Source organism: Massilia sp. CFBP9012 (assembly GCF_034045115.1).
Classification (GTDB): domain Bacteria; phylum Pseudomonadota; class Gammaproteobacteria; order Burkholderiales; family Burkholderiaceae_D; genus Telluria.
This window is the reverse complement of record NZ_JAXCWM010000005.1, coordinates 392,613-414,942: the sequence shown is the minus strand read 5'-3', so window position 1 is coordinate 414,942 and position 22,330 is coordinate 392,613. Positions and strand designations below refer to the sequence as shown.

Sequence of the window (22,330 nt, the reverse complement as noted above, 5' to 3'; positions counted from 1 at the left end):
GCATTGGGCGCTCGATGGCGGGAGGGTTACATCCGTCGAGCAATTGCTTCGCATCGCATTCGGGGCCATCAACAGCTAATGGGTACAGCGCCAAAGACTTGGGCGTTCTTTCCAGACTTCAGACGCATCAATGCTGCAAATCAGGCAAAAACAGCCGCCAATCAAAATCTGGAGGATGAAAATTTAAACAAATATGTTTAAAAATCCACTTGCGCTCTCACTCAAACCTGTCTAACTTAGACGTGTCGAAGCACACTGGGGACACGCGGTGAAACAGAGCGAGTTCGTCAGGTGGCTGAAGCTTCAAGGCGCGACGTTCAAGGATGGCACCAACCACTTGAAGGTCTACCTGAACGGGCAGCAGACCATCCTGCCCAGGCACCCGAGCAAGGAACTCAAGACAGGCCTTGTCGAGGGCGTAAAGAAGCAGCTAAAGCTCAAGTAATACACGCCATTAAGTCTTTGCCCCGCAGCACCGTACCACAGTAAATTAGATGCAAGCCATGGAGTGCGTATGAAATACCCTGCAACCTTCACCCCAGCCGACGAAGGCGGATTTGTCGTCACGTTCCGAGATATCCCTGAGGCGATTGCCCAAGGCGACGATGAGGATGAGTCGCTCAAGGAAGCGCAAGATGCACTCGTCACCGCGATGGACTTTTACTTTGAGGATAGCCGGCCCGTACCCGCGCCTTCCAAAGCACGCAGAGGCGAACGCCTGGTCGCCCTGCCATTGAGCGTGTCGGCCAAGGTGCTGCTGCTGAACGCGATGATCGAGCGCCAGGTAGGCCCGTCCCAGCTGGCCCGCCTCATGGGCATCAAGCCGCAGGAAGTGAATCGCATTATCGACCTGGGCCATAACACGAAGATCGATACCGTCGCGAACGCGATGGCCGCGCTCGGACGCGAGCTGGATGTCGTTGCCTTCTAGTGACGGTTAGCGGAGGGATCATCCGGCGCGAAATCGGCACAGATAACCATCATCGCGTCGGCGGGTGACCCGCCAACCCTACGAAGCCGACGCCGGCGCCGGCTGCGGCGCATCCCCCGTATCGACCGCCGCCACCGCACCTTCGGCCTCGACCACCTCGGCCACCGCCGCTTCGCCGGTGTCCGCTTCTTCCTCGTAGTCGAGCGACGCATCCGGCTCGGCCGACGCCACCTCGAGCAGGCGCGCTTCGAGGTTCAGTTCGATCTCGTCCCAGCGCACGATGTCGAGTTTCACCTGGGCGCCGCGCGCCACTTGCGGCATGCCGGTCAGGCGCACCACCAGCGGCACGTCGACCAGGCGCACCAGCTCGTCCTTGAGCACGACGGCCTCGGCCTGTTTCACATTCTCTTGTCCCAGCCAGCGCAGGCACCAGTAGCGCTCCATATTCTGCTGGAAGTCGTTATAGGCCGAGTACGCGGCATCGAAGCTCGAGACGATCGCGAACAGGGTCGCGTCGCGGTGCTTGAACGGCGCCACCAGCGGCGCCGCCACGCCGTGCTCGGCGGCGGCCAGGATCTGCCACTGGTTGACCAGGTCGGTATAGCGGCGCAGCGGCGAGGTGCTCCAGGCGTACTGGTCCACGCCCAGGCCCTGGTGCGGCGCCGCGTGCGTGACCATGCGCACCTGCATCTTGGCGGCCCAGCCGCCGGCGCCCGGCGTCTGCGAACGGTAGATGCCTGGCACGCCCGAGTCGTGCAGCAGCTTGCCCCAGGTGCTGTTGGCGAAGATCATCAGCTCGGCCACGATCTTGTCCAGCGGCGCGCCGCGCTTGCGGCGCACGATCGAGACCACGTCGTCCTCGACGTAGAAATTGAAGTCGACCCGGTTCGCCTGTTCCGGCTTGAGGCCGAAGGCTTCGCGCTTCTTCATGCGGCCCGCTTCCAACTGCAGCGCCCACTTCCACAGCAGGCCCAGTTCGTCCTTGTGCGGATAATCGCCCTCGCCGCTTTCCAGCGTCTCTTCATTGACCACGTGATCGAGGTCGTTGTGGCGCAGATTGTTCTTGATCGGCACGCGCTCGGCGCGGGTCGTGGTCGACTTGACGCTCCAGTCGCTCGGATCGAGCACGGCGTACAGCGACAGGGCCGGGCAATCGTTGCCCTCGGCCAGGGTGAAGGCATTGACGACCTCGTCCGGCAGCATGGTGATCTTGTCGCCCGGCATATACACGGTCGACATGCGCGCGCGGGCGATCTTGTCGATCGCGTCGTCCGGGCGGATGCCCAGGCCCGGCGCGGCGATGTGGATGCCGACCTGCACGCTGCCGTCGTCCAGGTGCACGACCGAGAAGGCGTCGTCGATCTCGGTGGTGGTGACGTCGTCGATCGAGAAGGCGGCAACACTGGCCAGCGGCAGGTCGCCCGGCGCCTTCGGGATCTCCACGGGCGCGAAACCGGCGCCGCGCGGGAAATGCTCGAACAGGAAGCGGCCCATGTGCAGCTCTTTGGGCGAGGCCAGGCCGCCGACGTCCAGCATCAGGCGCGGCGCGCTGGTCTGCAGTTCGTTGGCCGCCGTCTCGAAGGCCTTGTATTCGATGGTGTTCTTGTCTGGCTTGAACAGCAACTGGTACACGATCTGCTGCATCGAAGCGGGCAGCTTGCCCGCTTTCAGCTCTTCCACATAGCCGGCCTGGACGATGGCTTGCTGCTTTTTCTTTTCGATGCCGGCCAGAGCGGCTTTCAGCGACTGTTCCGGCGCCGCCTTGTAGCGGCCACGGCCCTTCTTGTAGAAATAGATGGGCGAGCCATGCAGGGCCAGCACCAGGCCGGCCGCTTCGTGCGGCAGCGGCGCGTGGCCAAAGTACTCGGCGCCCAGCTCGGCGAAACCGAATTCTTCTTCGCCCGCGACTTCCCACAGGAAATCGAGATCGACTTCGGCGACGATCGCCTTGGCCGCATCCAGCAGGGCTTGCGGCTCGGGCTTCTCGAACTGCAGCAGCACGTCGCGCGTCTTGACCTTGGTGCGCTTACCGCTCGGCATCTCCACCTGGTAGGCCTCGCCCGCTTGCGACAGGATGGCGCCGACCTTGAAGTCGCCCGATTCCTCGAAAAATACGTTCATAGTTAAGTAATGTTCTTCATGGTTGCAGCCGCTCCCAGGTCCAGTACCGCGGGCAAGAATACCTCGGTGACCAGGAGCAGGCCTTGACGGCGGCGATAGACGCAGCGCCGCGCGTAATAAATGTTCGTGTCAGTGTCGCCTTGCTTGCCGAGCGCCGCGTGCGCACGGCGCACCAGCGGATGGTCGGCAGACAGGCGCGCAAATTCCAGTTGCCCACGTTGCACCAGCGGATCGTAGAACAGTGTGGAGCCCAGCGAGCGCTCACCCAGCGCCGAGAACAGCGGCCAATCGGTGGCGTCGCAAGCCATCGGCACCACCGTGTGGGCGAACACCACCGGCTCGCCATCACACTCCAGCAGCACTTCGCGTTCCCAGGCCCGCTGTGGGCGCGCCAGGCCAATCGCCTGCGCCTCGTCCGCCAGGCATGTGGCGCTGCGCTGATGCAGGCGGCGCACCCGGAACACGGCGCTGCTGGACACCAGGCGCGCCGTCAGCGAACCGGGCGTGAGCAGCCAGTCGTGCATGCCTTCCGGCGCGCGCACCGCGCGCGCATGCGGCTGCCACGCAGCCAGGCGTAAAGACTTGCCCTTCACTGCGCCGCGTCCACCGGGCCAAAGCCGCAGAACGCCAATACCTCATCGACATACTGCGCGAATTCCGGGATCGCATGGTCGCTGCCCTCGATCACGTGCTGGCGCGCCCCGGCATAGTGGGCCACCATGTCGCGGTAGTCCAGCACTTCGTCGCCGGTCGCGGCCAGCAAAAAATAACGCTCCAGGCGGGTGATGTGCGCCACCCGCAGCGCCTGCAACTGGCCGATGTACTCCTGGCGGAATTCGAACGGTTCGTCGGAGTGCCAGGCGGTGGTCACGCCGACATGCCTCTCAAGGTTGCGCGTCGGGTCGACCGAAGGATTGATGACGGCTGCGCGCACGCCCAGGCGTTCGGCCAGCCAGCATGCATAAAATCCGCCCAGCGAAGAGCCGACGATCGCTAAATCATCAGGAGCATGGCGTTCTGCAAGTTCCAGTACGAGATCCATCGCCGCCTTCGGCGAAGCCGGCAGCTGCGGGCAGATCAGGCGCTCACCCAGCCCTGCCTGCTCGAGCTTTTCCTGCACCACGCGCGCCTTGAATGAGCGCGGCGAGGAGCGAAAGCCGTGCAGATACAGCAGGTACGGGGCCGAGCTCATGGCGCCAGCGCGTCCAGCAGTTTCTGGTGCACGCCACCGAAGCCGCCATTGCTCATCACGAGGATGTGGTCGCCCGGCTGCGCCTGCTGCACGATGGCCTGCACCATATAGTCGATCTGGTCGAAGCTGTGCGCGATCTTGCCCAGCGGTTTCAGGGCGTCGGCCAGCGACCAGCCCAGCGCCTGCTGGCTGCCGAAGCCGAACACCAGGTCGGCATCCTTCAGGCTGCCCGGCAGCGCATCCTTCATGGCGCCCAGCTTCATCGTGTTCGAACGCGGCTCGAGCACGGCCAGGATGCGCCCGCCCGTGCCAAGCTTCTGGCGCAGGCCGCCGACCGTGGTCGCAATCGCCGTCGGATGGTGGGCAAAGTCGTCGACCACGGTGATGTTATTGACCACGCCACGCACTTCCATGCGGCGCTTGACGTTCTGGAAGCGCGCCAGCGAGTCGATGGCCTGGGCGACGGGCACGCCGACATGGCGCGCGGCGGCGATCGCGGCCAGCGCGTTCGAGCGATTGTGCTTGCCGCTCAGGTCCCAGTGCACGGTGCCTTGCAGCTCGCCCTTGAACAGGACGTCGAAACTGGCGCCGCCCGGATGCTCGACCATATTCCAGTCGACGCCGTCGGCCGAACCGAAACTTTCCTTGTCGCTCCAGCAACCGCGTTTCAGTACGCGGCCGATCGACGCTTCATCGCCATTCACGACCAGCCGGCCCACGCCCGGCACGGTGCGCACCAGGTGGTGGAACTGGGTCTCGATGGCGCCGATGTCGGGGAAGATGTCGGCGTGGTCGTATTCCAGGTTGTTCAGCACCGCGGTCTTGGCGTGGTAGTGCACGAACTTGCTGCGCTTGTCGAAGAAGGCGGTGTCATATTCGTCGGCCTCGATCACGAAGAAGTCGCTCGGCTGGTCGCCATGCAGGCGCGCCGACACGCCGAAATTCATCGGCACGCCGCCGATCAGGAAGCCCGGCGCATAGCCCGCGTCTTCCAGGATCCAGGCCAGCATCGAGGTGGTCGTGGTCTTGCCGTGCGTGCCGGCCACGGCCAGCACCCATTTTTCGCGCAAAATGTGTTCGCCGATCCACTGCGGGCCTGAGACGTACGGCAGGCCGCGGTTCAGGATCTCTTCGATCAGCGGATTGCCGCGCGTCATGACATTACCGATCACATACAGGTCGGGATTCAGCGCCACCTGTTCCGGGCCATAGCCCTGGATCAATTCGATCCCCTGGGCTTCCAGCTGGGTGCTCATCGGAGGATAGACGTTGGCGTCACAACCGGTCACGCGGTGGCCCGCCTCCTTGGCCAGGACGGCCAGGCCGCCCATGAAGGTGCCGCAGATGCCGAGGATATGAATGTGCATGGATAAAATATCTAACCAATAATGAATGGACGAATACGCGATTCTACCCGAGCCGCTGTCATTTTCCGTTCAAGAGTATGATCCCAGGCATGATGCCGAATCTGAACAACGATCTCCTCCAGTTGCGTAACGAGATCGCCCTGTCCGCCGCGCGCATGGTCGCGCAGGACGGCGCCGATCTCGACACCGCCCGCCGCAAGGCCGCCCGCCAGGTGCTGGGCGTCACCCCGCCCAAGCCGAATATGCTGCCCGACGACGGGCAGATCGAGGACGAGGTGCGTAAATACCTGGCCCTGTTCGGCGGCGCCGCCCATACCGAACGCCTGGCGCACCTGCGCGCCGTCGCGCTGCAGGTGATGGAAGCCCTGGCCGACTTCCATCCCTATCTCACCGGCGCCGTCCTTAACGGCACCGCGGGCGAGCATGACGACATCCACCTTCAGTTATTCGCCGACAGTGCTAAAGAGGTAGAGATCTACTTGCTCAACCGTAATGTTAATATCGACATTTCGGAAACCCCGCATTTCAAGGGGGGCCGCCATGCCCCGGTCGAGACTGTGACCTTCCCCTGGATGAAGGAGACGGTGCATGCCGAACTGTATGAGTATCAAGACCTGCGCGGCGCCCTCAAGCCGCGCGCCGACGGTCGTGTGCAACGCATCGACATGAGCGGCCTGCGCGCGCTGATCGCGGCGGACGACAAGAGTGAACCCAGTGGAAGCTGACGAATGAACAAGAAACATCTGGCCGCGTATGCGGCAGTCGCCGCGTTGTTCGGCGTGATGGGCGCCCTGGTGGCGGTCTACAAGAAACCGGCGCAAAGCGTGCTGCCTGCGCCGACCACCGTCGCCCATGACGGTCAGGTGACCAACCCGGCCATCAACCTGTATGCACAATCGCTCAACGACCTCGAAGGCAAGCCGCAGCCGCTGGCCCAGTGGAAGGGCAAGCCCCTGCTGGTCAATTTCTGGGCTACCTGGTGCGGTCCCTGCGTGCGCGAGATGCCTGAGCTGATGCACCTGGCCAGCGAGGATGGCGGCAAGCGCTTCAACGTGATCGGTATCGGCATCGATTCGCCCACCAATATGAGCGAGTTCGCCGCCAAGATGAACGTCACCTATCCGCTGTACGTGGGCGGCATGGGCGGCACCGAGCTGTCGCGCGGGTTCGGCAATACGAATGGCGGCTTGCCGTATACGGTATTGATCGGCGCCGATGGGCAGGTGATCAAGACGTATCTCGGCGAACTGAAGTTCGACGAATTGCGCGCCGACCTTGCAAAGTTGGGCTCATGATTCAGGCAAATTGCGAACGGTCGTACGATTGACTCTGCCGTTAATTGCGTCTATCGACCGGCAATTTTACTGCTTGCCAATAGCTGAGCTAGGCGGCACAATGCCTGACTTTCGGGCAACCAGACTCTCACCATGGCGAAAAAGCTACTGCTGCTGAACGGCCCCAACCTCAATCTATTGGGGACGCGGGAACCGGCGGTGTACGGAACGGCCACACTGGCCGACATCGAGCAGGCGGCAGTCGCACAAGCCCAGGCAGCTGGCGCAGCACTGGAACACTTCCAGAGCAACCATGAGGGAGCGTTGATCGACCGTATCCATGCCGCGCGCAGCGAGGGCGTGGATTTCATCGTCATCAACCCTGGCGGCCTGACCCATACCAGCGTAGCCCTGCGCGATGCGTTCGCCTCGGTGGCCATTCCCTTCGTGGAGGTGCATATTTCGAATATCCACCAACGCGAGTCCTTCCGGCACCATTCTTATTTGTCTGGAATCGCGCGCGGCGTGATCTGCGGGCTGGGAACGGACGGATATCGGTTTGCCATCGACTTCGCACTTAAATAGCGTTAATCTACGTCAACTTCATGTAACAGCGGCCGCGCGACCCATTTCGACGCAGCGGCCTGCTCTCTAAAACGAATAATTCCAAGGGGTTTCACATGGATCTACGAAAACTCAAGACTTTGATCGACCTGGTCGCTGAATCGGACATCGCCGAACTCGAAGTCACCGAAGGCGAAAGCAAGGTTCGCATCGTCAAGTCGTCCGCAATCCCGCAGAACCAGATGGTCATGCTGCCGCACCAGGGCGTGCAACAATACTCGGCGCCCGCCGCTCCTGCAGCCGCGCCAGCGCCGGCAGCCGCACCGGCCGTCGCCGCCGAACCGACCGGCCACGTGGTCAAGTCGCCGATGGTCGGCACCTTCTACCGTTCGTCCGCGCCTGGCGCCGCCGCCTTCGTCGAAGTCGGCGCGAACATCAAGGAAGGCGACACCCTGTGCATCATCGAAGCGATGAAGCTCCTGAACGAAATCGATGCCGATGTGTCCGGCACCGTCACCAAGATCCTCGTGGAAAACGGCCAGCCGGTCGAATTCGGCCAGCCACTGTTCGTGATCGGCTGATCTGCTTTTCCAAGCCGGCCGCGCGCATGACGCGCCGCCGGCTAACCTCCATGACGTGTCCGGCGCCGCCTGTTGTTTCAGCCGCGCCGGTTTTCACTGAATACCGGACCTACCATGTTTGAAAAAATCCTCATCGCCAACCGTGGTGAAATCGCGCTGCGTATCCAGCGCGCCTGCCGCGAGCTGGGCATCAAGACGGTCGTCGTCCACTCCGAGGCCGACAAGGACGCCAAGTACGTGAAACTGGCGGACGAATCGGTCTGCATCGGACCGGCACAATCGAGCCTGTCCTACCTGAACATGCCCGCGATCATCAGCGCGGCCGAAGTGACCGACGCCGAAGCGATCCACCCGGGCTATGGCTTCCTGTCCGAGAACGCCGACTTCGCCGAACGCGTCGAGAAATCGGGCTTCGTCTTCATCGGCCCGCGTTCCGACTCGATCCGCCTGATGGGCGACAAGGTCTCGGCCAAGCAGGCCATGATCCGCGCCGGCGTGCCGTGCGTGCCCGGTTCGGACGGCGCCCTGCCGGACGATCCGAAAGAGATCGTGCAGACCGCGCGCCGCGTGGGCTACCCGGTCATCATCAAGGCCGCCGGCGGCGGCGGTGGCCGCGGCATGCGCGTGGTGCATACCGAAGCCGCGCTGCTCAACGCCGTGCAGATGACCAAGACCGAAGCCGGCACCGCCTTCGGTAATCCGGAAGTCTATATGGAGAAGTTCCTGGAGAATCCACGTCACGTGGAGATCCAGATCCTGGCCGACGAACATAAAAACGCCGTCTGGCTGGGCGAACGCGACTGCTCGATGCAGCGCCGCCACCAGAAGGTGATCGAGGAAGCACCGGCGCCGGGCATCCCGCGCAAGCTGATCGAGAAGATCGGCGACCGCTGCGCCGAAGCCTGCCGCAAGATCGGCTACCGCGGCGCCGGCACCTTCGAATTCCTGTACGAGAACGGCGAGTTCTACTTCATCGAGATGAACACCCGCGTCCAGGTCGAGCACCCGGTCACCGAGATGATCACCGGGATCGACATCGTGCAGGAGCAGATCCGCATCGCCTGCGGCGAGAAGCTGCGCTTCCGCCAGCGCGACATCATGCTGTCGGGTCACTCGATCGAGTGCCGCATCAATGCCGAGGATCCGTTCAAGTTCACCCCGTCGCCAGGCCGCATCACCGGCTGGCACCCACCGGGCGGCCCTGGCATCCGTGTCGATTCGCACTCGTATGCGGGATACTATGTGCCACCTCACTACGACTCGATGATCGGCAAGGTAATTTCGTACGGTGCGACCCGTGAGCAGGCGATCCGCCGCATGCAAATCGCGCTCTCCGAAATGGTGGTCGAAGGTATCCTCACCAATATTCCGCTGCATCGCGAACTGATGGTCGACGCCCGCTTCATCGAAGGCGGCACCAACATCCACTACCTGGAGCAGAAACTGGCCGCCAAGCCCGACCTGCCGAAGGAAACGGCGCTCGGCGCCAAATCGGAAGCCAAGGTACAAGAATGAGCTGGACTGAAGTCGTCATCGAGATCGCCCGCGACCACGCGGAAGCGCTGTCCGACGCCCTGATGGAAGCCGGCGCGCTGTCGGTGTCCGTCGAGGACGCCGACGAAGGCACCGAAGACGAAAAACCCCTGTTCGGCGAGCCGGGCATGGAGCCGACCGAGGCCGCATGGGACCACAGCCGCGTCGTGGCCCTGACCGACGCCGACGCCGACCAGCTGGCAATCGTCACCGAGGCCGCGCAGGCGGTCAAGCTGGCCTTTGTTCCGGCCTTCACCACCCGCAAGGTCGAAGACGCCGACTGGGTGCGCCTGACGCAATCGCAGTTCGAGCCTATCCACATCGGCAAGAACATCTGGGTCGTGCCGAGCTGGCACGAAGCGCCAGATCCGTCCGGCCTGATCCTCGAACTCGATCCGGGCCTGGCCTTCGGCACCGGCAGCCATCCGACCACCCGCCTGTGCATGGAGTGGCTCGAGGCCCATCCGGCGCCGGGCAAATCGGTGCTGGACTACGGCTGCGGCTCGGGCATCCTGGCGATGGTGGCCAAGAAGCTGGGCGCGCATGACGTGGCCGGCGTCGACATCGATCCGCAGGCGATCGAGTCGGCGCGCGCCAACGCCGAGCGTAACAAAGTCGAGATCGACTACTACCTGCCCGACACCTTCGCTGCCTCCGGCAACGAACGTCATGCGGGCGGCAAGTTCGACATCGTGGTGGCCAACATCCTGTCGAGCCCATTGAAGCTGATGGCGCCGATGCTGGCCGGCCGCGTGGCCGCTGGCGGTTCACTGATCCTGTCGGGCGTGCTGGCGCGCCAGGCCGAAGAAGTCGCCGCCGCCTACGCACCTTTCATCAAGCTGGGCGTCTGGGCCGAGCAGGACGGCTGGGTTGCCCTTCACGGGACGCTCGGCCAGGACAGCGCGCCGCCGCCCCGCTCTGGCGGCTAGGCAGGCATGGCGCTCGCCACCCAATGCCCCCACTGCGGCACGCTGTTCCGCGTCGCTGCGGACCAGCTCAAGCTGCGTGGGGGCATCGTGCGCTGCGGCGCCTGCCAGCAGGTCTTTGACGGCAATACGGGGCTGGTCGACCTGAACGCCCCGCCGTCTTCCGCTTCCCCTTCCGCTTCTCCTCCTGCCTCTCCTCCAGTCGCCGAACAGGCCATCGCGCCAGACCTTCCCGCGACCGACGACACCGAACAACCGATCTACACGCTCGAATTCGACCGTACGCTGTCGCCGTTCGGGATCCTGCCGCATGCCACCAACGAGGATCAAGCCACGGCCGACCTCGAGCCGGACACGAACGCCGCCGTGGCCGAACTACCGGTCGATGAAGAGATCGTGGCCGCCCCGCCGCCAGACGATGGGCACGACGAGCCTGAATCCGCCCCGGAATCCGAACCCGAACCCGCCGCGCGCCAACCGGCGCCCGATGCGCCGCCGCTGCTGCTGCGCGAATCGGCCGGCGGTTCGCCGCCAATCGTGTCGCCCGCGCCTTCGCTGCCGGCGAAATCCCCGCGCGCACGCGCCGCCGACGCCCGTTCGCGCCGTTCCAAGCTGACCCCGACCCGGATCGAAGACACGCCCAAGCTGCGCGTGCCCGAGATCGACGAACCCGAGTTCGTGCGCCGCGGCCGCCAGCGCGAGCAGTCAAGCAGGGCCGTGCGCATCGCGATGATCGCCGGCAGCCTCCTGCTGCTGCTGGCGCTCGCCCTGCAGGCCATGGTGAGCTTCCGCGACGTATTGGCGGCCCGCTATCCGGGCCTGCGTCCGGCCCTGGTCTCGACCTGCGCCCTGTTCGGCTGCCAGGTCGGGCTGCCGGCGCGGCCCGATGCGCTGGTGATCGAGACCGGAGAGTTGATTACGCTGGGCGGCAACGCCTATACCCTGAGCACCGTGCTGCGCAACGGCGACGACCTGGCGCTGGCCTGGCCCAGCATCGAGCTGACCCTGAACGACGCCGACGACAAGCCGCTGGTGCGGCGCGTGTTCGGTCCGCGCGACTACGTTCCCCAGCTTGCCGACGCCATCACCGGCTTCGGCGCGCGCGCCGAGCAGCCGGTCAAGATCCATTTCAGGCTGGAAGGACTCGAACCTTCCGGCTATCACATTGCCGTTTTCTACCCCTGAAGGCTCACCCATGACCAAAACCGCCCTGATCTGCGGCTCGCTCGCATTCGACAAGATCATGCAATACCACGGCCGCTTCGGCGACACCCTGCTGGCCGACCAGCTGCACCGCGTGAACGTGTCGTTCCTGGTGCCGACCCTGCGCACCGAATACGGCGGCTGCTCGGCCAACATCGCCTACAACCTCCAGCTGCTGGGTGGCGAACCGCTGATCATGGGCACCCTGGGCATGGACGGCGGCGACTACCTCAAACGCATGCAGGAGCAAGGGCTCCAGACGCGCGGCATCCGCACCATCGCCGATGCCTATACCGCGCAGTGCTTCGTCACCGCCGACCAGGACAACAACCAGATCAACGCCTTCCACCCGGGCGCGATGCAGTTCTCGCACGAGAACAACGTCGGCGACCAGGGCCAGCTGGCGGTGGCGATCATCTCGCCGGACGGCCGCGACGGCATGATCAAGCACGCGCGCGACTGCGCCGAGCTGAAGGTGCCGTTCATGTTCGATCCGGGCCAGCAGCTGCCGATGTTCTCGGGCGACGAACTGATCACCTTCATCGGCCAGGCCAGCTACCTGGCGTGCAACGACTATGAATTCGAGATGGTGATGGACCGCACCGGTTTAAGCCAGGCAGACATCGCGGCGCGCCTGGATGCGCTGATCATCACGCGCGGCGCCGAAGGCTCAGACATCCACGCCGGCGGCGAGCACCATCGCATCCCGGCAGTGCAGGCGGCCAACGTGGTCGACCCGACCGGCTGCGGCGACGCCTACCGCGCCGGCCTGCTGTTCGGCATCACCAATGGCCTCGACTGGCCGACCAGCGGCCGCATCGCCAGCCTGCTGGGCGCGATCAAGATCGCCTCGCAAGGTGGCCAGAACCACAGCTTCACGCCGCAGGAATTCGACCAGCAGTTCGAGGCGGCCTTCGGCTTCACCTTCCGCTGATTTTCACGGCTGCGTGAGATAAAAAAATGGCCCTGCGATGCAGGGCCATTTTGTTGTGGGGATCGACGGTCAGAAGCCGAACACCTGCCTCAACACGAACAGCAGGATCTGGATCAGCACCAGCGCCACCAGCACCGACAGGTCGATGCCGCCGATCGGCGGGACCACGCGCCGGATCGGGCGCAGCACCGGCTGGTTCAGGGCGTGCACGAAGGGCGCCAGCGGCGCGTTCGGGTTCACCCAGCTGAAGATCGCCTCGATGATCAGGAGCGCCATGAAGCCGTACAGGATCCAGTTCAGGAAACGGTGCAGCGCATACAGCAGCACCATCTCGCCGCTGCCGCCTTGCAGCAGAAGGAGCGTGCTGGCCACCAGCACCACCAGGAAGGCGCCGATCAGGCTCGCCCAGTCGTAGCCCTTGGTGCCCGGCACCACGCGCCGCAGCGGCATCACCAGCCAGTCGGTAATGGTGTGCACGAACTGGCGGATCTGGTCGGGCAGGCGCACGCGGATGGCGTTCGTCCAGAAGCGCAGCAGCAGCACCCCACCCAGCAAGCCTGCGATGATATCGACGATAAACTGAAGAATGGACAGCACGGACTCTCCTCAAAAAAAAACCGCTGTGCGAACAATCACACAGCGGCATTGTGCCTGAAGCAGACCCGACTTGCCATGCGCACATGGCGCATGGCCGGTCGGGCGTCGTCCGGTATTAAGGACGGCTGCTGGTCGGGAACGGCCAGGCGGTCGGCGCCAGCACGGTCTTTGCTGCAGGAGCGGCGCTTGGCGCTGCCGGAGCGGCCGCAGGTGCGGCTGCCGGTTGAGCGGCGGTGGTCGGCGCTGCCGGCTTGGCGGCCGGTTTCTTGGCCGCTGGCTTTTTCGCTTCCGGCTTGGCTTCGACCTTGGCGTCGGTCTTCACTTCCGGCTTGGTATCGGCCTTGGTGTCGACTTTTGCTTCCGGCTTGGCTTCGGCCTTGGCCACGACTGCTGGCTTGACTTCTGGCTTTGCAGCAACGGTCTTGGTTGCTGCAGCTTTCACTGGAGCAGCTTTTTTAGCGGCTGGAGCAGCCTTGTTTGCAGCCGGCGCAGCTTTATTAGCGGCCGGCGAGGCTTTTTTTGCTGCGGGCGACGCTTTCTTCACAGCTGGTTTTGCGGCGGTTTTGGTGGCGGTCGCTTTTTTCGCTGCCGGTTTGGCGGCGGTTTTAGTCGCGGTCGCTTTCTTTACTGCCGGTTTGGCGGCGGTTTTGGTCGCAGTCGCTTTCTTCGCTGCCGGTTTAGCGGCGGTTTTGGTCGCGGTCGCTTTCTTTGCTGCCGGTTTGGCGGCGGTTTTGCTTGCGGTGACTTTCTTCGCTGCCGGTTTGGCGGCGGTTTTGGTCGCGGTCGCTTTCTTCGCTGCCGGTTTGGCGGCTGCCTTGGTGGCGGTCGCTTTCTTCGCTACCGGTTTAGCGGCGGCCTTGCTTGCAGTCGCTTTTTTGGCTGCAGGTTTAGCTGCGGCTTTGGTCGCGGTTTTAGCGGTCGACTTGGCGGCTGGTTTAGCGGCGGCCTTTTTCGCTGCCGGCTTGGCTGCTGGTTTAGCGGCGGCTTTCTTTGCTGCCGGCTTGGTTGCCGACTTAGCTGCTGGTTTAGCTGCCGACTTAGCTGCTGGTTTAGCAGCGGCTTTCTTGGCAGCCGGCTTGGCTGCCGGTTTAGCGACGGCTTTCTTCGCTGCCGGTTTAGCGACGGCTTTCTTCGCTGCTGGTTTAGCAGCAGCTTTCTTCACTGCCGGCTTGGTTGCCGACTTAGCTGCCGACTTAGCTGCTGGTTTAGCAGCGGCTTTCTTCACTGCAGGCTTTGCTGCCGATTTGGTCGCGGTTTTGGCCGTTGCTTTGGTAGCAGTGGTTTTGGTCGCGGCGGTCTTGGTAGCAGTAGCTTTCTTTGCAACAGGCTTAGCAGCGGTTTTCGCTGCCGGCTTGCTCACTGCCTTGGCTGCCGGCTTGGTGGCTGCCTTGGTGGTGGTGGTCTTGGTCGCGACTTTCTTTGCGACTGGTTTCTCTGCTGCAGTCTTTGCATTCGACTTCGTCGTGGACGAAGGCGCGCTCTTTACTGCTGCCTTTGCTGCTGGTTTCTTAGCGGTTGCCATTCTTGTTCTCCTTCATCTGCGATGAGAAATACGCTCAAGGTTTAAAACCCGCCGGATCAAACCCGGCGAATTATTCATCGGACCAAAGCAAGCGTCGATTTAGGCCAATGAATCCGGCACCGGCTGAACTGCTGCAACTCCTCACAGTTGCAGCGCTTCAGCCAACGTCGACAGGTCACCGTTCCAGCGTTTCACATCGCTACCCTTGCGGGTGCGAAAAGAAAAAGCCGCCTTGCCTGAGCAATTGGTCAGACAAGCCGGCTTGTTCTTTTCGCTTCGCTTCCGTGCATACTGTTTGGTTCAGCGTCCTATTATTCGATCGATTTTGCCCGATGCCCGCGACAATATCACATCTTCTCGATTTGACAAATTCAATCACGTAAAGTACGCGCATTCTTTGTGAGCGCGCAACCGTGAATCGCAAAAAAAGTCGCGTGATTTGGACGGTGAATTGCGCACCCACGCGCCAATCGGCGACATGCCCCGCATGCGCTGCAGCCTTTACCTATCGCATTTCAACTGATCGATAAGCTGGAATCACGCCGGCATCCTGCCCCTGCCAGCGGGCCGTATTCGAGTTTCCAACGCCGCATGTCCGCAAAGTACTCGCCAACCCACCACTGCATCTGAATCAACGTCATCCGAGTAAGTCTGGCTGTACGCGAAAGCGCATTTTTCTCACCCAATTACGCCAGTCGAAAGGACCATCCATGTCATCCCATTTGCTCCACGACAGTCCCTCAGCCGTCCCGGCACTCGGCCGCATCATGATGGCCATCATCTTCCTCTTCAGCGGCATCGAAAAGGTACTGGACCCTGGCCACACCATCGAGGCAATCCGCTCGGTGGGCCTGCCCTTTGCCCATCTCGGCCTGGCCATTGCCGTCTTGCTGGGACTGGGCGGCGGCGCCATGCTCGTCCTGGGCATCAGGACGCGCATGGTGGCGCTCGTCCTCGCGGTGTACTGCCTGATCGCCGGCCTCATCTTCCACAGTCCGTTCGACGGCATTGCGCAGGCCATCCAACTGGCCAAGAACATCGCGATCGCCGGCGGCCTGCTGCAGGTGGCGGCATTCGGCGCGGGCCGCTACGCGGTCGACCGGATGCCCAGCGGGCGCGAAACCATCCACCGGGCGTAAGGCCATGCCACGCCACAAGGAATCGCTGATCGCACGCATCCTCATCGGCGTTAGCGGCCTCGCCATCGCCGCTGCCGTCATCAGTGGCGCGACGCTCGTCTCCCGGCATGCGCTTCCACCGGAGCGCAGCACGGACGGTCCGGACTTCGATCCCATTCTGGCGAGTGCGATCTGCACTTCCGGGCGCGCCGCGCCGCCGCTGCCGGCGCGCCAGGGGGACACATTCGCCGTCAGCCGTCGCATTTCAGACGCTCGATGAACCAGCGCCCCGCCGGCCCCGGCGGCTGGTCCCGCATGAAGATCGCGTGCATCGAAAAGCCCGATCCGAGCACCGGATGCGTCTCGAGTTCGATGCGCACCAGCGCGCCGCTCGCCAGGTCTTGCTCGACCATATGCAGCGGCATATTCCCCCAGCCCAGGCCGGCGCGCAGGAAGGCGTGCTTGGCGCCGAGATCGGCCAGGCGCCAGATGCGCGGCGACAGCACGCCGAAGTCGCGGCCCCGGGTCAGTGTCGAGCGGTCGGTCAGCACCAGCTGCACGTAGTGCCCTGCTTCTGCGCGCATCACCGTGCCCTCGATACGCGCCAGCGGATGGCCGGGCGCGACCACGGTTGCCGCCTGCACGGCGAGCAAATATTCCGAGGCGCATGCAGCCGGCACTTCGGGGAACGAACCGATCACCGCGATGCGGCACTGGCCATCGAGCAGCGGCTGCACCACGGCGCCGAGCGCCTCGACGTACAGGCGCAGCGGCGTCGATGGGAATTCGCGGTGGAAGGCCTGCACCGCCTCGGTCAGCTTCGCGATCGGATACATCACGTCGACCGCCACCGAGAGCTCCGGCTCCAGGCCCTCGGCCAGCGTGCGCGCCCTCGCCTTGAACGCATCCATGCTGTCGGCCGCGTGGCGCGCCTCGGCCAGCAGGGCGCGTCCGGCCTCGGTCAGTTGCGGATAACGGCCCGAGCGATCGAACAGGGGAAAGCCCACCTGCGCCTCGAGATTGGCCAGCGTGTGGCTCACCACCGACTGCGCGCGCCGCAGCTTGCGGCCGGCGGCGGAAAAGCTGCCCTCATCGGCTGCGGCAATAAAGGTGCGCAGCTGGTCCATGGACATCCCGTCGAGCATCCATCTACTCCATCGATAGTTGATATCGAATTATATAGGCTTCTTGGATCGATCAGATGGGTCTAAGATGATCTACATGGACGCCGCACACACGATGGCGCCACCCAAAATAACCAGTCGAAAGGAACGACCATGTCCGCCAACGCCACCCAGACCAGCCAATCCATCATCCCCGCCATCGGCCGCATCCTGATGGCCGCGATCTTCATCTTCAGCGGCGTCGGCAAGGCGCTGGCGCCGGAGGCGACCCTGGGTTACATCCAGTCGGTCGGCCTGCCTTTCGCCTCGCTCGCACTGATCGGCGCGATCGCCATCGAGATCGGCGGCGGCGCCCTGCTCGTCCTGGGCTACAAGACCCGCCTCGTCGCGGCCGGCCTGGCGGTGTTCTCGCTGGTGACGGCCTTCGTCTTCCATAACGCGATCGGCGACCAGAACCAACTGATCCACCTGTTGAAGAACGTCGCGATGGCCGGTGGCCTGCTGCAGGTGGTGGCCTTCGGCGCCGGCGCCTATAGCCTGGACGCCGCCGCCGGTCGCAAGGCTGCGCCGCTGGCAGCCTGAAGGTTCACAGGCCGAACGGCCCGTACCAGTAAGTGATGTCGATGACCGCGCCACGCTTTGAAACATAAGCCTGGCGCGTTTCGCAGTTGACGAACAGCGCGCGGAAGGTGCCGTCCAGTTGCCGGGTCGGGATGTCGGCCGGATGGCTGCCGGCGGGACGTAGCGCCCCCTTTGAATGACCCGGCTTCGGATCGATGTTCGTGATGAGCATGCCGGCCAGCTCGAACCCGCCCTGGGCGTCGCGCGCCAGGGCGCGTTCGATCAGGCCGGCGCAGGCTGCGTCGCGGGGCATACGCTCCGGATGGATGGCCGGGGCCATCGGCAGCGGGACGGGTTCCGCTTGCCTGGCGGCGCAGGCGCCATGGGTGATGGCAAGGAGAACTGCCAAAAAAATGCCGGGGTATCGCATGCGCTGCTCCGGATCATGGTGTCCAGTGATCGACGCGGCGGCCGCCGCGTCGATCCCATACTAGCGCAAGCGCCGGTTCCGATCTAGCGTTTTGGAACGATGCGCCACACGGTGCCGCCGGCATCGTCCACCACCAGCAAGGCGCCGTCGGCCGCGACTTCGACCGCGGCAGGGCGGCCCCAGACGTCGCGGTCGCTGATCACCATGCCGCTCATGAAGTCCTGGTACTGCCCGGTGGGCACGCCATCCTTCATGAACACGCGCGCGACCTTGTAGCCGGTGCGCACGCCGCGGTTCCAGGAACCGTGCAGCGCGACGAAGACCTCACCCTCGTACTCCTTCGGGAAGGCGTTCCTGGCGCCCTTCGGCGCATGGTAGACCACCATGCCCAGCGGCGCCGAGTGGGCCTGCAGCAGCACGTCGGGGGTGATCGTCTTGCCCTTCAGGTCTGGACGAATCGCTTTCAGACGCGGATCCTCGTTGTCGCCGATGTAGTACCACGGCCAGCCGTAGAAGCCCCCCTGCTTCACGCGGGTCAGGTAGTCCGGCGGCAGGTTGTCGCCCAGCGCGTCGCGCTCGTTCACATTGCAGATCACGTCGCCGGTGGCCGGATACACCAGCAGGCCGACGCAGTTGCGCAGGCCGGTCGCATAGGTGCGGCGGTTCTTGCCGTCCGGGTCGAAGGCCATCACGGTGGCGCGGTCGGTCTCGACGCCCCAGGCGGCGCCGAAGCCATGCTGTTTCTCCCATTCGGCGATCGGCAGCGGCGGCTTGGGGCCGATGTCGGCGGCGACGTTGGTGGCCGAACCGATCGACAGCAGCATCGTCTTGTCGTCCTTCGAGAACACCAGGGTGCGGGTGGTGTGGCCGCCGCTGGTCTCGGACAGCTCGGGGATCACGACCTCGGCTTGCGCGCGCGCCTTCAGGTCGCCGTTGCGGTAAGGGATGCGCACCACCGAATTGACATTGGCCACGTACAGATACTGCGGGTTGGCGCCGGAAGGCCAGAACGCCATGCCGTAAGGACGCGACAGGCCGGTGGCGAACACTTCGGCGGTATCGGCCTTGTCGCCGTTCTTCGAGCGCAGCACTTTCACTTCACCGGCGCCGGTCGCGGCCAGGAACACGTCGCCGTTCGGCGCACGCAGCGCCACGCGCGGCTTGTCGGCATCCTGGGCGAATACGCTCACCTCGAAGCCGGGCATCACGCTAGGGGTCGTGCCGTTCGGACGCGCCAGCACGCGTGGGCTGTTGCCGGCGCTGACGGTGGCGAACGGTTTGGCCAGGTCGGTCGGCTTGATGTGGAAGACCTTGCCGGGCTGGGTGTCGTCCCAGGCACCGGCGCGGTCCGCCGGCTTGGCCGCTGCGGCCGGCACGGCCGGCGCGGCAGCAGCAGGGCCTTGCAGGCTGGCCAGGTAGTCGATCAGCGCGGTGCGCATCTTCTGGTCCGGCAGGCCGACCGGCATCGTGGTGCCAGGCACGCGCTTGGCCGGGTCGAGCAGGAACACGTCCAGCTCTTCGCGGGTCCAGACCAGGCCTGCGGCGCCGGCCTTGGCCAGCGCGCCCGAATAACCGAAGCCTGGGACGCCGGCGGCCTTGCGATCGACGACGCCGAACATGCCGGGACCGGCCAGCGGCGACAGTTTGGCATCGACCGTATGGCAGCTGGCGCAGTTGTTCTGGAAGATGGTGCGGCCGGCGGTGATCTGCGGCGCGGAGGCGGCGTGAGCGACGGATACCGTCGCCAGGCTGGCGAGCATGAGGGCATGCAGCGTCAGGGTGTTGGCTTGCAAGGTTGTCTCCTGGTCAGGCGTCAAAAGCCGCCATGATAGGACAGTTCAGGCCCGCACGCGCAACGATCCGGCGTCGGCCAGCCTGGCGCCGTAGTCGCGCAGCAGCACCGCGCGGCGCGGCCTGAAGCTGATGCCGGTGGCCGCGACCGAGGCGATGCGGTCGGCGCGGAACATCCGGAAGTCGTCGCGCAGGCAGCAGCGCGCCAGCACCACCAGCATGCGGTCGAGGTAGACGATGGCGAGCGGCCAGATCGTGCGGCTGGTCGCAGCGCCATCGCGGTCGACGTAGTCGATCGTGAGTGCTTCTTCGCGCCAGCAGCAGGCGCGGATCAGCGCCATGTCGGGAAGGCGCGCGAAACGCTCGCTGAAATGGTGGACCCGCGACACCGCATGCAGCAGGTGCTGCTGGCCCAGCGACGGCAGGGTCGCGGCCACCTTGGCCAGCACCGCTTCCGCCGCCGCCACGAGCTGCGGGTCGCCCATGCCGCGCACTTCGGCCAACCCGAGGGTGAGCGCCTCGATCTCGATGCGGGTGAAGGTCTGTGGACGCAGGGTGCCGTCTTCGACCAGCGTATAGCCGAAACCGCGCTCGCCGCCGATCTCGGCGCCGCCCGCGCGCAGGGTCTCGATGTCACGGTAGACCGAGCGCACCGATACCCCGGTCTCTTGCGCCAGCTGGGCCGCCGTGACCGGCGCGGGCAGGCGGCGCAGGGCATCGAGCAGACGAAATAAACGGTTTGTACGCGACATCTTCTACTGACAAAAACTGGCAGGACGGATGGCTATAGTAGCACCCGTCTTCCACACACCACCAAGGAGTTTCGATGTCCGTCCAGGTAGTCACCCACCTCAACTTCCAGGGCCAGGCGCGCGCCGCGCTGGCCTTTTACCAGTCCGTGTTCGGCGGCGACATCGCGCAGGTCACCTATGCGCAGTTCGGCCGCGTCGCCGACCCGGTGGATGCGGACCGGATCGCCTGGGGCCAGGTGGTTGCCCCCAACGGCTTTCGCATCATGGCCTTCGATGTAGCGAGCGGCACGCCGTGGCACCAGGGCGAAAATGCGTTCTTCGTGTCGCTGCGCGGCGGTTCGGAACCAGAAATCAGGGCGCTGTGGCAGGGATTGGCGCAGCAAGCCAGCATCGTGCATCCGCTGGCGCCGGCCCAGTGGTCGCCCTTGTACGGCATGCTCAAAGACCGTTTCGGCGTGACGTGGGTGGTCGACGTCGCCGCCGGACAGGCGGCTTAGCGCAGCGCCGGCCGCAGCGCGCCGGCATCGAGTCACTCACTCAGTGGGGTCATATCCTCACTCAGTGGATCTTGAACGTGGTTAGGCCCACGGACGGTGCTGGAGGCGCGCCATAAAAGCAAAACCCCGCAGTTGCGGGGTTTCGTCATTCATGGGCTGCCGACAGCAATCAATCCCAGCTCAGCGTACCGCCGGTCTGATACTCGGTGACACGCGTTTCGAAGAAGTTGCGCTCCTTCTTCAAATCGATCATCTCGCTCATCCACGGGAACGGATTCTCTTCGTTCGGGAACAGCGGCTCCAGGCCGATCTGCACGGCGCGGCGGTTGGCGATGAAGCGCAGGTAGCCCTTGAACATCGGGGCGTTCAGGCCCAGCACGCCGCGTGGCATGGTGTCTTCGGCGTAGCGGTATTCCAGGTCGACCGCTTCCAGGAACAGGGCCTTGATCTCTTCGCGGAATTCCGGGGTCCACAGCTGCGGGTTTTCCATCTTGATCGTGTTGATCAGGTCGATGCCGAAGTTCACGTGCATCGACTCGTCGCGCAGGATGTACTGGTACTGCTCGGCGGCGCCGGTCATTTTATTTTGACGGCCGAGCGCCAGGATCTGGGTGAAGCCGACGTAGAAGAACAGGCCTTCCATCAGGCAGGCGAAGACGATGATCGACTTCAGCAGTTGCTGGTCGGTCTCGGTCGTGCCGGTCTTGAATTCCGGGTTGGTCAGGACGTCGATGAACGGGATCAGGAACTGGTCCTTGTCGTGGATCGACTCGATCTCGTTGTAGGCGTTGAAGATCTCGCCTTCGTCCAGGCCCAGCGATTCGACGATGTACTGGTAGGCGTGGGTGTGGATCGCTTCTTCGAAGGCCTGGCGCAGCAGGTACTGGCGGCACTCAGGGGCGGTGATATGGCGGTAGGTGCCCAGCACGATATTGTTCGCGGCCAGCGAGTCGGCGGTCACGAAGAAGCCCAGGTTGCGCTTGACCAGGCGGCGCTCGTCTTCCGACAGGCCGTTCGGGTTCTTCCACAGCTCGATGTCGCGCTGCATGTTCACTTCTTGCGGCATCCAGTGGTTCGCGCAGCCGGCCAGGTATTTGTCCCATGCCCATTTGTACTTGAACGGCACCAGCTGGTTCACGTCGGTCGAGCCGTTGATGATGCGCTTGTCGTCGGCGTTGACGCGTTTCGCCACTTCGGCGGCGGGAGCGCCTTCTGGATTGGCGGCTTGTGGGGCGCGCTGGGCGCTGGTTGGTTCGTCGTCCCAAGAGAGCATGGTGATTTCCTTCTGTGGTGGCCTGTCGCGTTGGGCGCG

At 64.2% G+C, this 22,330-nt stretch carries 27 protein-coding genes; 16 read left to right on the top strand and 11 right to left on the bottom strand.

Annotation, left to right across the window (positions count from 1 at the left end; all coding sequences use genetic code 11):
• From SOM61_RS10965 to SOM61_RS10955, 3 genes are all read left to right on the top strand, one after another.
• Positions 1 to 201, top strand: a 201-nt coding sequence (locus SOM61_RS10965) for a hypothetical protein (protein ID WP_320474115.1), incomplete at its 5' end; no start/stop codon positions are given.
• Between the two features lie 67 nt (positions 202 to 268).
• A complete protein-coding gene (locus SOM61_RS10960) occupies positions 269 to 445 on the top strand; it encodes a type II toxin-antitoxin system HicA family toxin (RefSeq protein ID WP_147933330.1) in 177 nt (58 codons plus the stop codon).
• A gap of 69 nt (positions 446 to 514) precedes the next feature.
• A complete protein-coding gene (locus tag SOM61_RS10955; RefSeq protein WP_320474114.1) occupies positions 515 to 931 on the top strand; it encodes a type II toxin-antitoxin system HicB family antitoxin in 417 nt (138 codons plus the stop codon).
• 78 nt (positions 932 to 1,009) lie between these two features.
• On the opposite strand, the gene SOM61_RS10950 is transcribed toward SOM61_RS10955, so the two are convergent.
• From SOM61_RS10950 to mpl, 4 genes are read right to left on the bottom strand one after another with little or no spacing between them, the layout of a single operon-like run.
• Complete coding sequence (locus SOM61_RS10950; RefSeq protein ID WP_320474113.1) at positions 1,010 to 3,052, bottom strand: ribonuclease catalytic domain-containing protein; 2,043 nt, start codon at positions 3,050 to 3,052, stop codon at positions 1,010 to 1,012.
• A 2-nt stretch (positions 3,053 to 3,054) separates the two neighbouring features.
• Positions 3,055 to 3,645, bottom strand: coding sequence for a chorismate--pyruvate lyase family protein (locus SOM61_RS10945; protein WP_320474112.1), 591 nt, complete (start codon positions 3,643 to 3,645; stop codon positions 3,055 to 3,057).
• Positions 3,642 to 4,244, bottom strand: coding sequence for a YqiA/YcfP family alpha/beta fold hydrolase (locus SOM61_RS10940; protein WP_320474111.1), 603 nt, complete (start codon positions 4,242 to 4,244; stop codon positions 3,642 to 3,644). The genes SOM61_RS10945 and SOM61_RS10940 overlap by 4 nt, the downstream gene beginning before the upstream one ends.
• A complete protein-coding gene (mpl, locus tag SOM61_RS10935; protein WP_320474110.1) occupies positions 4,241 to 5,611 on the bottom strand; it encodes a UDP-N-acetylmuramate:L-alanyl-gamma-D-glutamyl-meso-diaminopimelate ligase in 1,371 nt (456 codons plus the stop codon). Before mpl ends, SOM61_RS10940 begins: the two co-directional genes overlap by 4 nt.
• Before the next feature lie 89 nt (positions 5,612 to 5,700).
• Between mpl and SOM61_RS10930 the strand changes: the two genes are divergently transcribed.
• The 8 genes from SOM61_RS10930 (at position 5,701) to SOM61_RS10895 (ending at position 12,626) form a co-directional block, all read left to right on the top strand.
• Positions 5,701 to 6,336: a hypothetical protein gene (locus tag SOM61_RS10930; protein WP_320474109.1), complete on the top strand. Its 636-nt coding sequence runs from the start codon at positions 5,701 to 5,703 to the stop codon at positions 6,334 to 6,336.
• A gap of 3 nt (positions 6,337 to 6,339) precedes the next feature.
• On the top strand, positions 6,340 to 6,906 hold the full coding sequence (locus SOM61_RS10925) for a TlpA family protein disulfide reductase (protein ID WP_320474108.1): 567 nt from the start codon (positions 6,340 to 6,342) through the stop codon (positions 6,904 to 6,906).
• A 132-nt stretch (positions 6,907 to 7,038) separates the two neighbouring features.
• Complete coding sequence (gene aroQ, locus SOM61_RS10920) at positions 7,039 to 7,470, top strand: type II 3-dehydroquinate dehydratase (protein WP_123072005.1); 432 nt, start codon at positions 7,039 to 7,041, stop codon at positions 7,468 to 7,470.
• Between the two features lie 95 nt (positions 7,471 to 7,565).
• Positions 7,566 to 8,030: an acetyl-CoA carboxylase biotin carboxyl carrier protein gene (accB, locus tag SOM61_RS10915; RefSeq protein ID WP_147933322.1), complete on the top strand. Its 465-nt coding sequence runs from the start codon at positions 7,566 to 7,568 to the stop codon at positions 8,028 to 8,030.
• A gap of 114 nt (positions 8,031 to 8,144) precedes the next feature.
• The gene (accC, locus tag SOM61_RS10910; RefSeq protein ID WP_137174836.1) at positions 8,145 to 9,545 is read left to right on the top strand and encodes an acetyl-CoA carboxylase biotin carboxylase subunit; all 1,401 of its coding nucleotides are present in this window, start codon (positions 8,145 to 8,147) and stop codon (positions 9,543 to 9,545) included.
• A complete protein-coding gene (gene prmA, locus SOM61_RS10905) occupies positions 9,542 to 10,492 on the top strand; it encodes a 50S ribosomal protein L11 methyltransferase (protein WP_320474107.1) in 951 nt (316 codons plus the stop codon). The genes accC and prmA overlap by 4 nt, the downstream gene beginning before the upstream one ends.
• Positions 10,493 to 10,498: 6 nt before the next feature.
• Complete coding sequence (locus SOM61_RS10900) at positions 10,499 to 11,674, top strand: DUF3426 domain-containing protein (RefSeq protein ID WP_320474106.1); 1,176 nt, start codon at positions 10,499 to 10,501, stop codon at positions 11,672 to 11,674.
• Between the two features lie 10 nt (positions 11,675 to 11,684).
• Positions 11,685 to 12,626, top strand: coding sequence for a carbohydrate kinase family protein (locus SOM61_RS10895; RefSeq protein WP_320474105.1), 942 nt, complete (start codon positions 11,685 to 11,687; stop codon positions 12,624 to 12,626).
• A 69-nt stretch (positions 12,627 to 12,695) separates the two neighbouring features.
• On the opposite strand, the gene SOM61_RS10890 is transcribed toward SOM61_RS10895, so the two are convergent.
• Positions 12,696 to 13,223, bottom strand: a complete 528-nt coding sequence (locus tag SOM61_RS10890) for a YggT family protein (RefSeq protein WP_123071999.1) — start codon at positions 13,221 to 13,223, stop codon at positions 12,696 to 12,698.
• A gap of 115 nt (positions 13,224 to 13,338) precedes the next feature.
• Complete coding sequence (locus tag SOM61_RS10885; RefSeq protein ID WP_320474104.1) at positions 13,339 to 13,665, bottom strand: hypothetical protein; 327 nt, start codon at positions 13,663 to 13,665, stop codon at positions 13,339 to 13,341.
• A 31-nt stretch (positions 13,666 to 13,696) separates the two neighbouring features.
• On the opposite strand from SOM61_RS10885, the gene SOM61_RS10880 reads away from it, so the two are divergent.
• The 3 genes from SOM61_RS10880 (at position 13,697) to SOM61_RS10870 (ending at position 16,143) form a co-directional block, all read left to right on the top strand.
• Complete coding sequence (locus tag SOM61_RS10880) at positions 13,697 to 14,770, top strand: hypothetical protein (protein WP_320474103.1); 1,074 nt, start codon at positions 13,697 to 13,699, stop codon at positions 14,768 to 14,770.
• A gap of 685 nt (positions 14,771 to 15,455) precedes the next feature.
• Positions 15,456 to 15,884 (top strand): DoxX family protein, encoded by a 429-nt coding sequence (locus SOM61_RS10875; RefSeq protein ID WP_320474102.1) that lies wholly within the window; start codon positions 15,456 to 15,458, stop codon positions 15,882 to 15,884.
• 4 nt (positions 15,885 to 15,888) lie between these two features.
• On the top strand, positions 15,889 to 16,143 hold the full coding sequence (locus SOM61_RS10870; protein ID WP_320474101.1) for a hypothetical protein: 255 nt from the start codon (positions 15,889 to 15,891) through the stop codon (positions 16,141 to 16,143).
• Here the strand turns inward: SOM61_RS10870 and SOM61_RS10865 are convergent.
• Positions 16,115 to 17,008, bottom strand: a complete 894-nt coding sequence (locus SOM61_RS10865) for a LysR family transcriptional regulator (protein WP_320474100.1) — start codon at positions 17,006 to 17,008, stop codon at positions 16,115 to 16,117. The two genes, SOM61_RS10870 and SOM61_RS10865, sit on opposite strands and share 29 nt — an antisense overlap.
• 132 nt (positions 17,009 to 17,140) lie before the next feature.
• Here SOM61_RS10865 and SOM61_RS10860 point away from each other — a divergent pair, with 132 nt between their 5' ends.
• Positions 17,141 to 17,569, top strand: coding sequence for a DoxX family protein (locus tag SOM61_RS10860; protein WP_320474099.1), 429 nt, complete (start codon positions 17,141 to 17,143; stop codon positions 17,567 to 17,569).
• Positions 17,570 to 17,573: 4 nt separating this feature from the next.
• On the opposite strand, the gene SOM61_RS10855 is transcribed toward SOM61_RS10860, so the two are convergent.
• From SOM61_RS10855 to SOM61_RS10845, 3 genes are all read right to left on the bottom strand, one after another.
• Entirely contained in the window at positions 17,574 to 17,957 is a 384-nt protein-coding gene (locus SOM61_RS10855; RefSeq protein WP_320474098.1) for a hypothetical protein, read from the bottom strand.
• A 104-nt stretch (positions 17,958 to 18,061) separates the two neighbouring features.
• The gene (locus SOM61_RS10850) at positions 18,062 to 19,771 is read right to left on the bottom strand and encodes a PQQ-dependent sugar dehydrogenase (protein ID WP_320474097.1); all 1,710 of its coding nucleotides are present in this window, start codon (positions 19,769 to 19,771) and stop codon (positions 18,062 to 18,064) included.
• Between the two features lie 45 nt (positions 19,772 to 19,816).
• A complete protein-coding gene (locus SOM61_RS10845; protein WP_320474096.1) occupies positions 19,817 to 20,521 on the bottom strand; it encodes a helix-turn-helix transcriptional regulator in 705 nt (234 codons plus the stop codon).
• 74 nt (positions 20,522 to 20,595) lie between these two features.
• Between SOM61_RS10845 and SOM61_RS10840 the strand changes: the two genes are divergently transcribed.
• Entirely contained in the window at positions 20,596 to 21,018 is a 423-nt protein-coding gene (locus SOM61_RS10840) for a VOC family protein (RefSeq protein WP_320474095.1), read from the top strand.
• A gap of 169 nt (positions 21,019 to 21,187) precedes the next feature.
• On the opposite strand, the gene SOM61_RS10835 is transcribed toward SOM61_RS10840, so the two are convergent.
• Positions 21,188 to 22,291, bottom strand: a complete 1,104-nt coding sequence (locus SOM61_RS10835; protein ID WP_147933311.1) for a ribonucleotide-diphosphate reductase subunit beta — start codon at positions 22,289 to 22,291, stop codon at positions 21,188 to 21,190.
• Positions 22,292 to 22,330 lie beyond the last annotated feature (39 nt).

What these genes read in the sequence shown, in the direction of transcription:
- SOM61_RS10870 (WP_320474101.1), top strand. Translation starts at nt 15,889, where the DNA reads ATGCCACGCCACAAGGAATCGCTGATCGCACGCATCCTCATCGGCGTT.
- SOM61_RS10860 (WP_320474099.1), top strand. Translation starts at nt 17,141, where the DNA reads ATGTCCGCCAACGCCACCCAGACCAGCCAATCCATCATCCCCGCCATC.
- SOM61_RS10950 (WP_320474113.1), bottom strand. Translation starts at nt 3,052, where the DNA reads ATGAACGTATTTTTCGAGGAATCGGGCGACTTCAAGGTCGGCGCCATC.
- SOM61_RS10895 (WP_320474105.1), top strand. Translation starts at nt 11,685, where the DNA reads ATGACCAAAACCGCCCTGATCTGCGGCTCGCTCGCATTCGACAAGATC.
- prmA (WP_320474107.1), top strand. Translation starts at nt 9,542, where the DNA reads ATGAGCTGGACTGAAGTCGTCATCGAGATCGCCCGCGACCACGCGGAA.
- SOM61_RS10835 (WP_147933311.1), bottom strand. Translation starts at nt 22,291, where the DNA reads ATGCTCTCTTGGGACGACGAACCAACCAGCGCCCAGCGCGCCCCACAA.
- accC (WP_137174836.1), top strand. Translation starts at nt 8,145, where the DNA reads ATGTTTGAAAAAATCCTCATCGCCAACCGTGGTGAAATCGCGCTGCGT.
- SOM61_RS10840 (WP_320474095.1), top strand. Translation starts at nt 20,596, where the DNA reads ATGTCCGTCCAGGTAGTCACCCACCTCAACTTCCAGGGCCAGGCGCGC.
- SOM61_RS10930 (WP_320474109.1), top strand. Translation starts at nt 5,701, where the DNA reads ATGATGCCGAATCTGAACAACGATCTCCTCCAGTTGCGTAACGAGATC.
- SOM61_RS10900 (WP_320474106.1), top strand. Translation starts at nt 10,499, where the DNA reads ATGGCGCTCGCCACCCAATGCCCCCACTGCGGCACGCTGTTCCGCGTC.
- accB (WP_147933322.1), top strand. Translation starts at nt 7,566, where the DNA reads ATGGATCTACGAAAACTCAAGACTTTGATCGACCTGGTCGCTGAATCG.
- SOM61_RS10845 (WP_320474096.1), bottom strand. Translation starts at nt 20,521, where the DNA reads ATGTCGCGTACAAACCGTTTATTTCGTCTGCTCGATGCCCTGCGCCGC.
- SOM61_RS10875 (WP_320474102.1), top strand. Translation starts at nt 15,456, where the DNA reads ATGTCATCCCATTTGCTCCACGACAGTCCCTCAGCCGTCCCGGCACTC.
- SOM61_RS10925 (WP_320474108.1), top strand. Translation starts at nt 6,340, where the DNA reads ATGAACAAGAAACATCTGGCCGCGTATGCGGCAGTCGCCGCGTTGTTC.
- SOM61_RS10955 (WP_320474114.1), top strand. Translation starts at nt 515, where the DNA reads ATGAAATACCCTGCAACCTTCACCCCAGCCGACGAAGGCGGATTTGTC.
- SOM61_RS10940 (WP_320474111.1), bottom strand. Translation starts at nt 4,244, where the DNA reads ATGAGCTCGGCCCCGTACCTGCTGTATCTGCACGGCTTTCGCTCCTCG.
- aroQ (WP_123072005.1), top strand. Translation starts at nt 7,039, where the DNA reads ATGGCGAAAAAGCTACTGCTGCTGAACGGCCCCAACCTCAATCTATTG.
- SOM61_RS10865 (WP_320474100.1), bottom strand. Translation starts at nt 17,008, where the DNA reads ATGCTCGACGGGATGTCCATGGACCAGCTGCGCACCTTTATTGCCGCA.
- mpl (WP_320474110.1), bottom strand. Translation starts at nt 5,611, where the DNA reads ATGCACATTCATATCCTCGGCATCTGCGGCACCTTCATGGGCGGCCTG.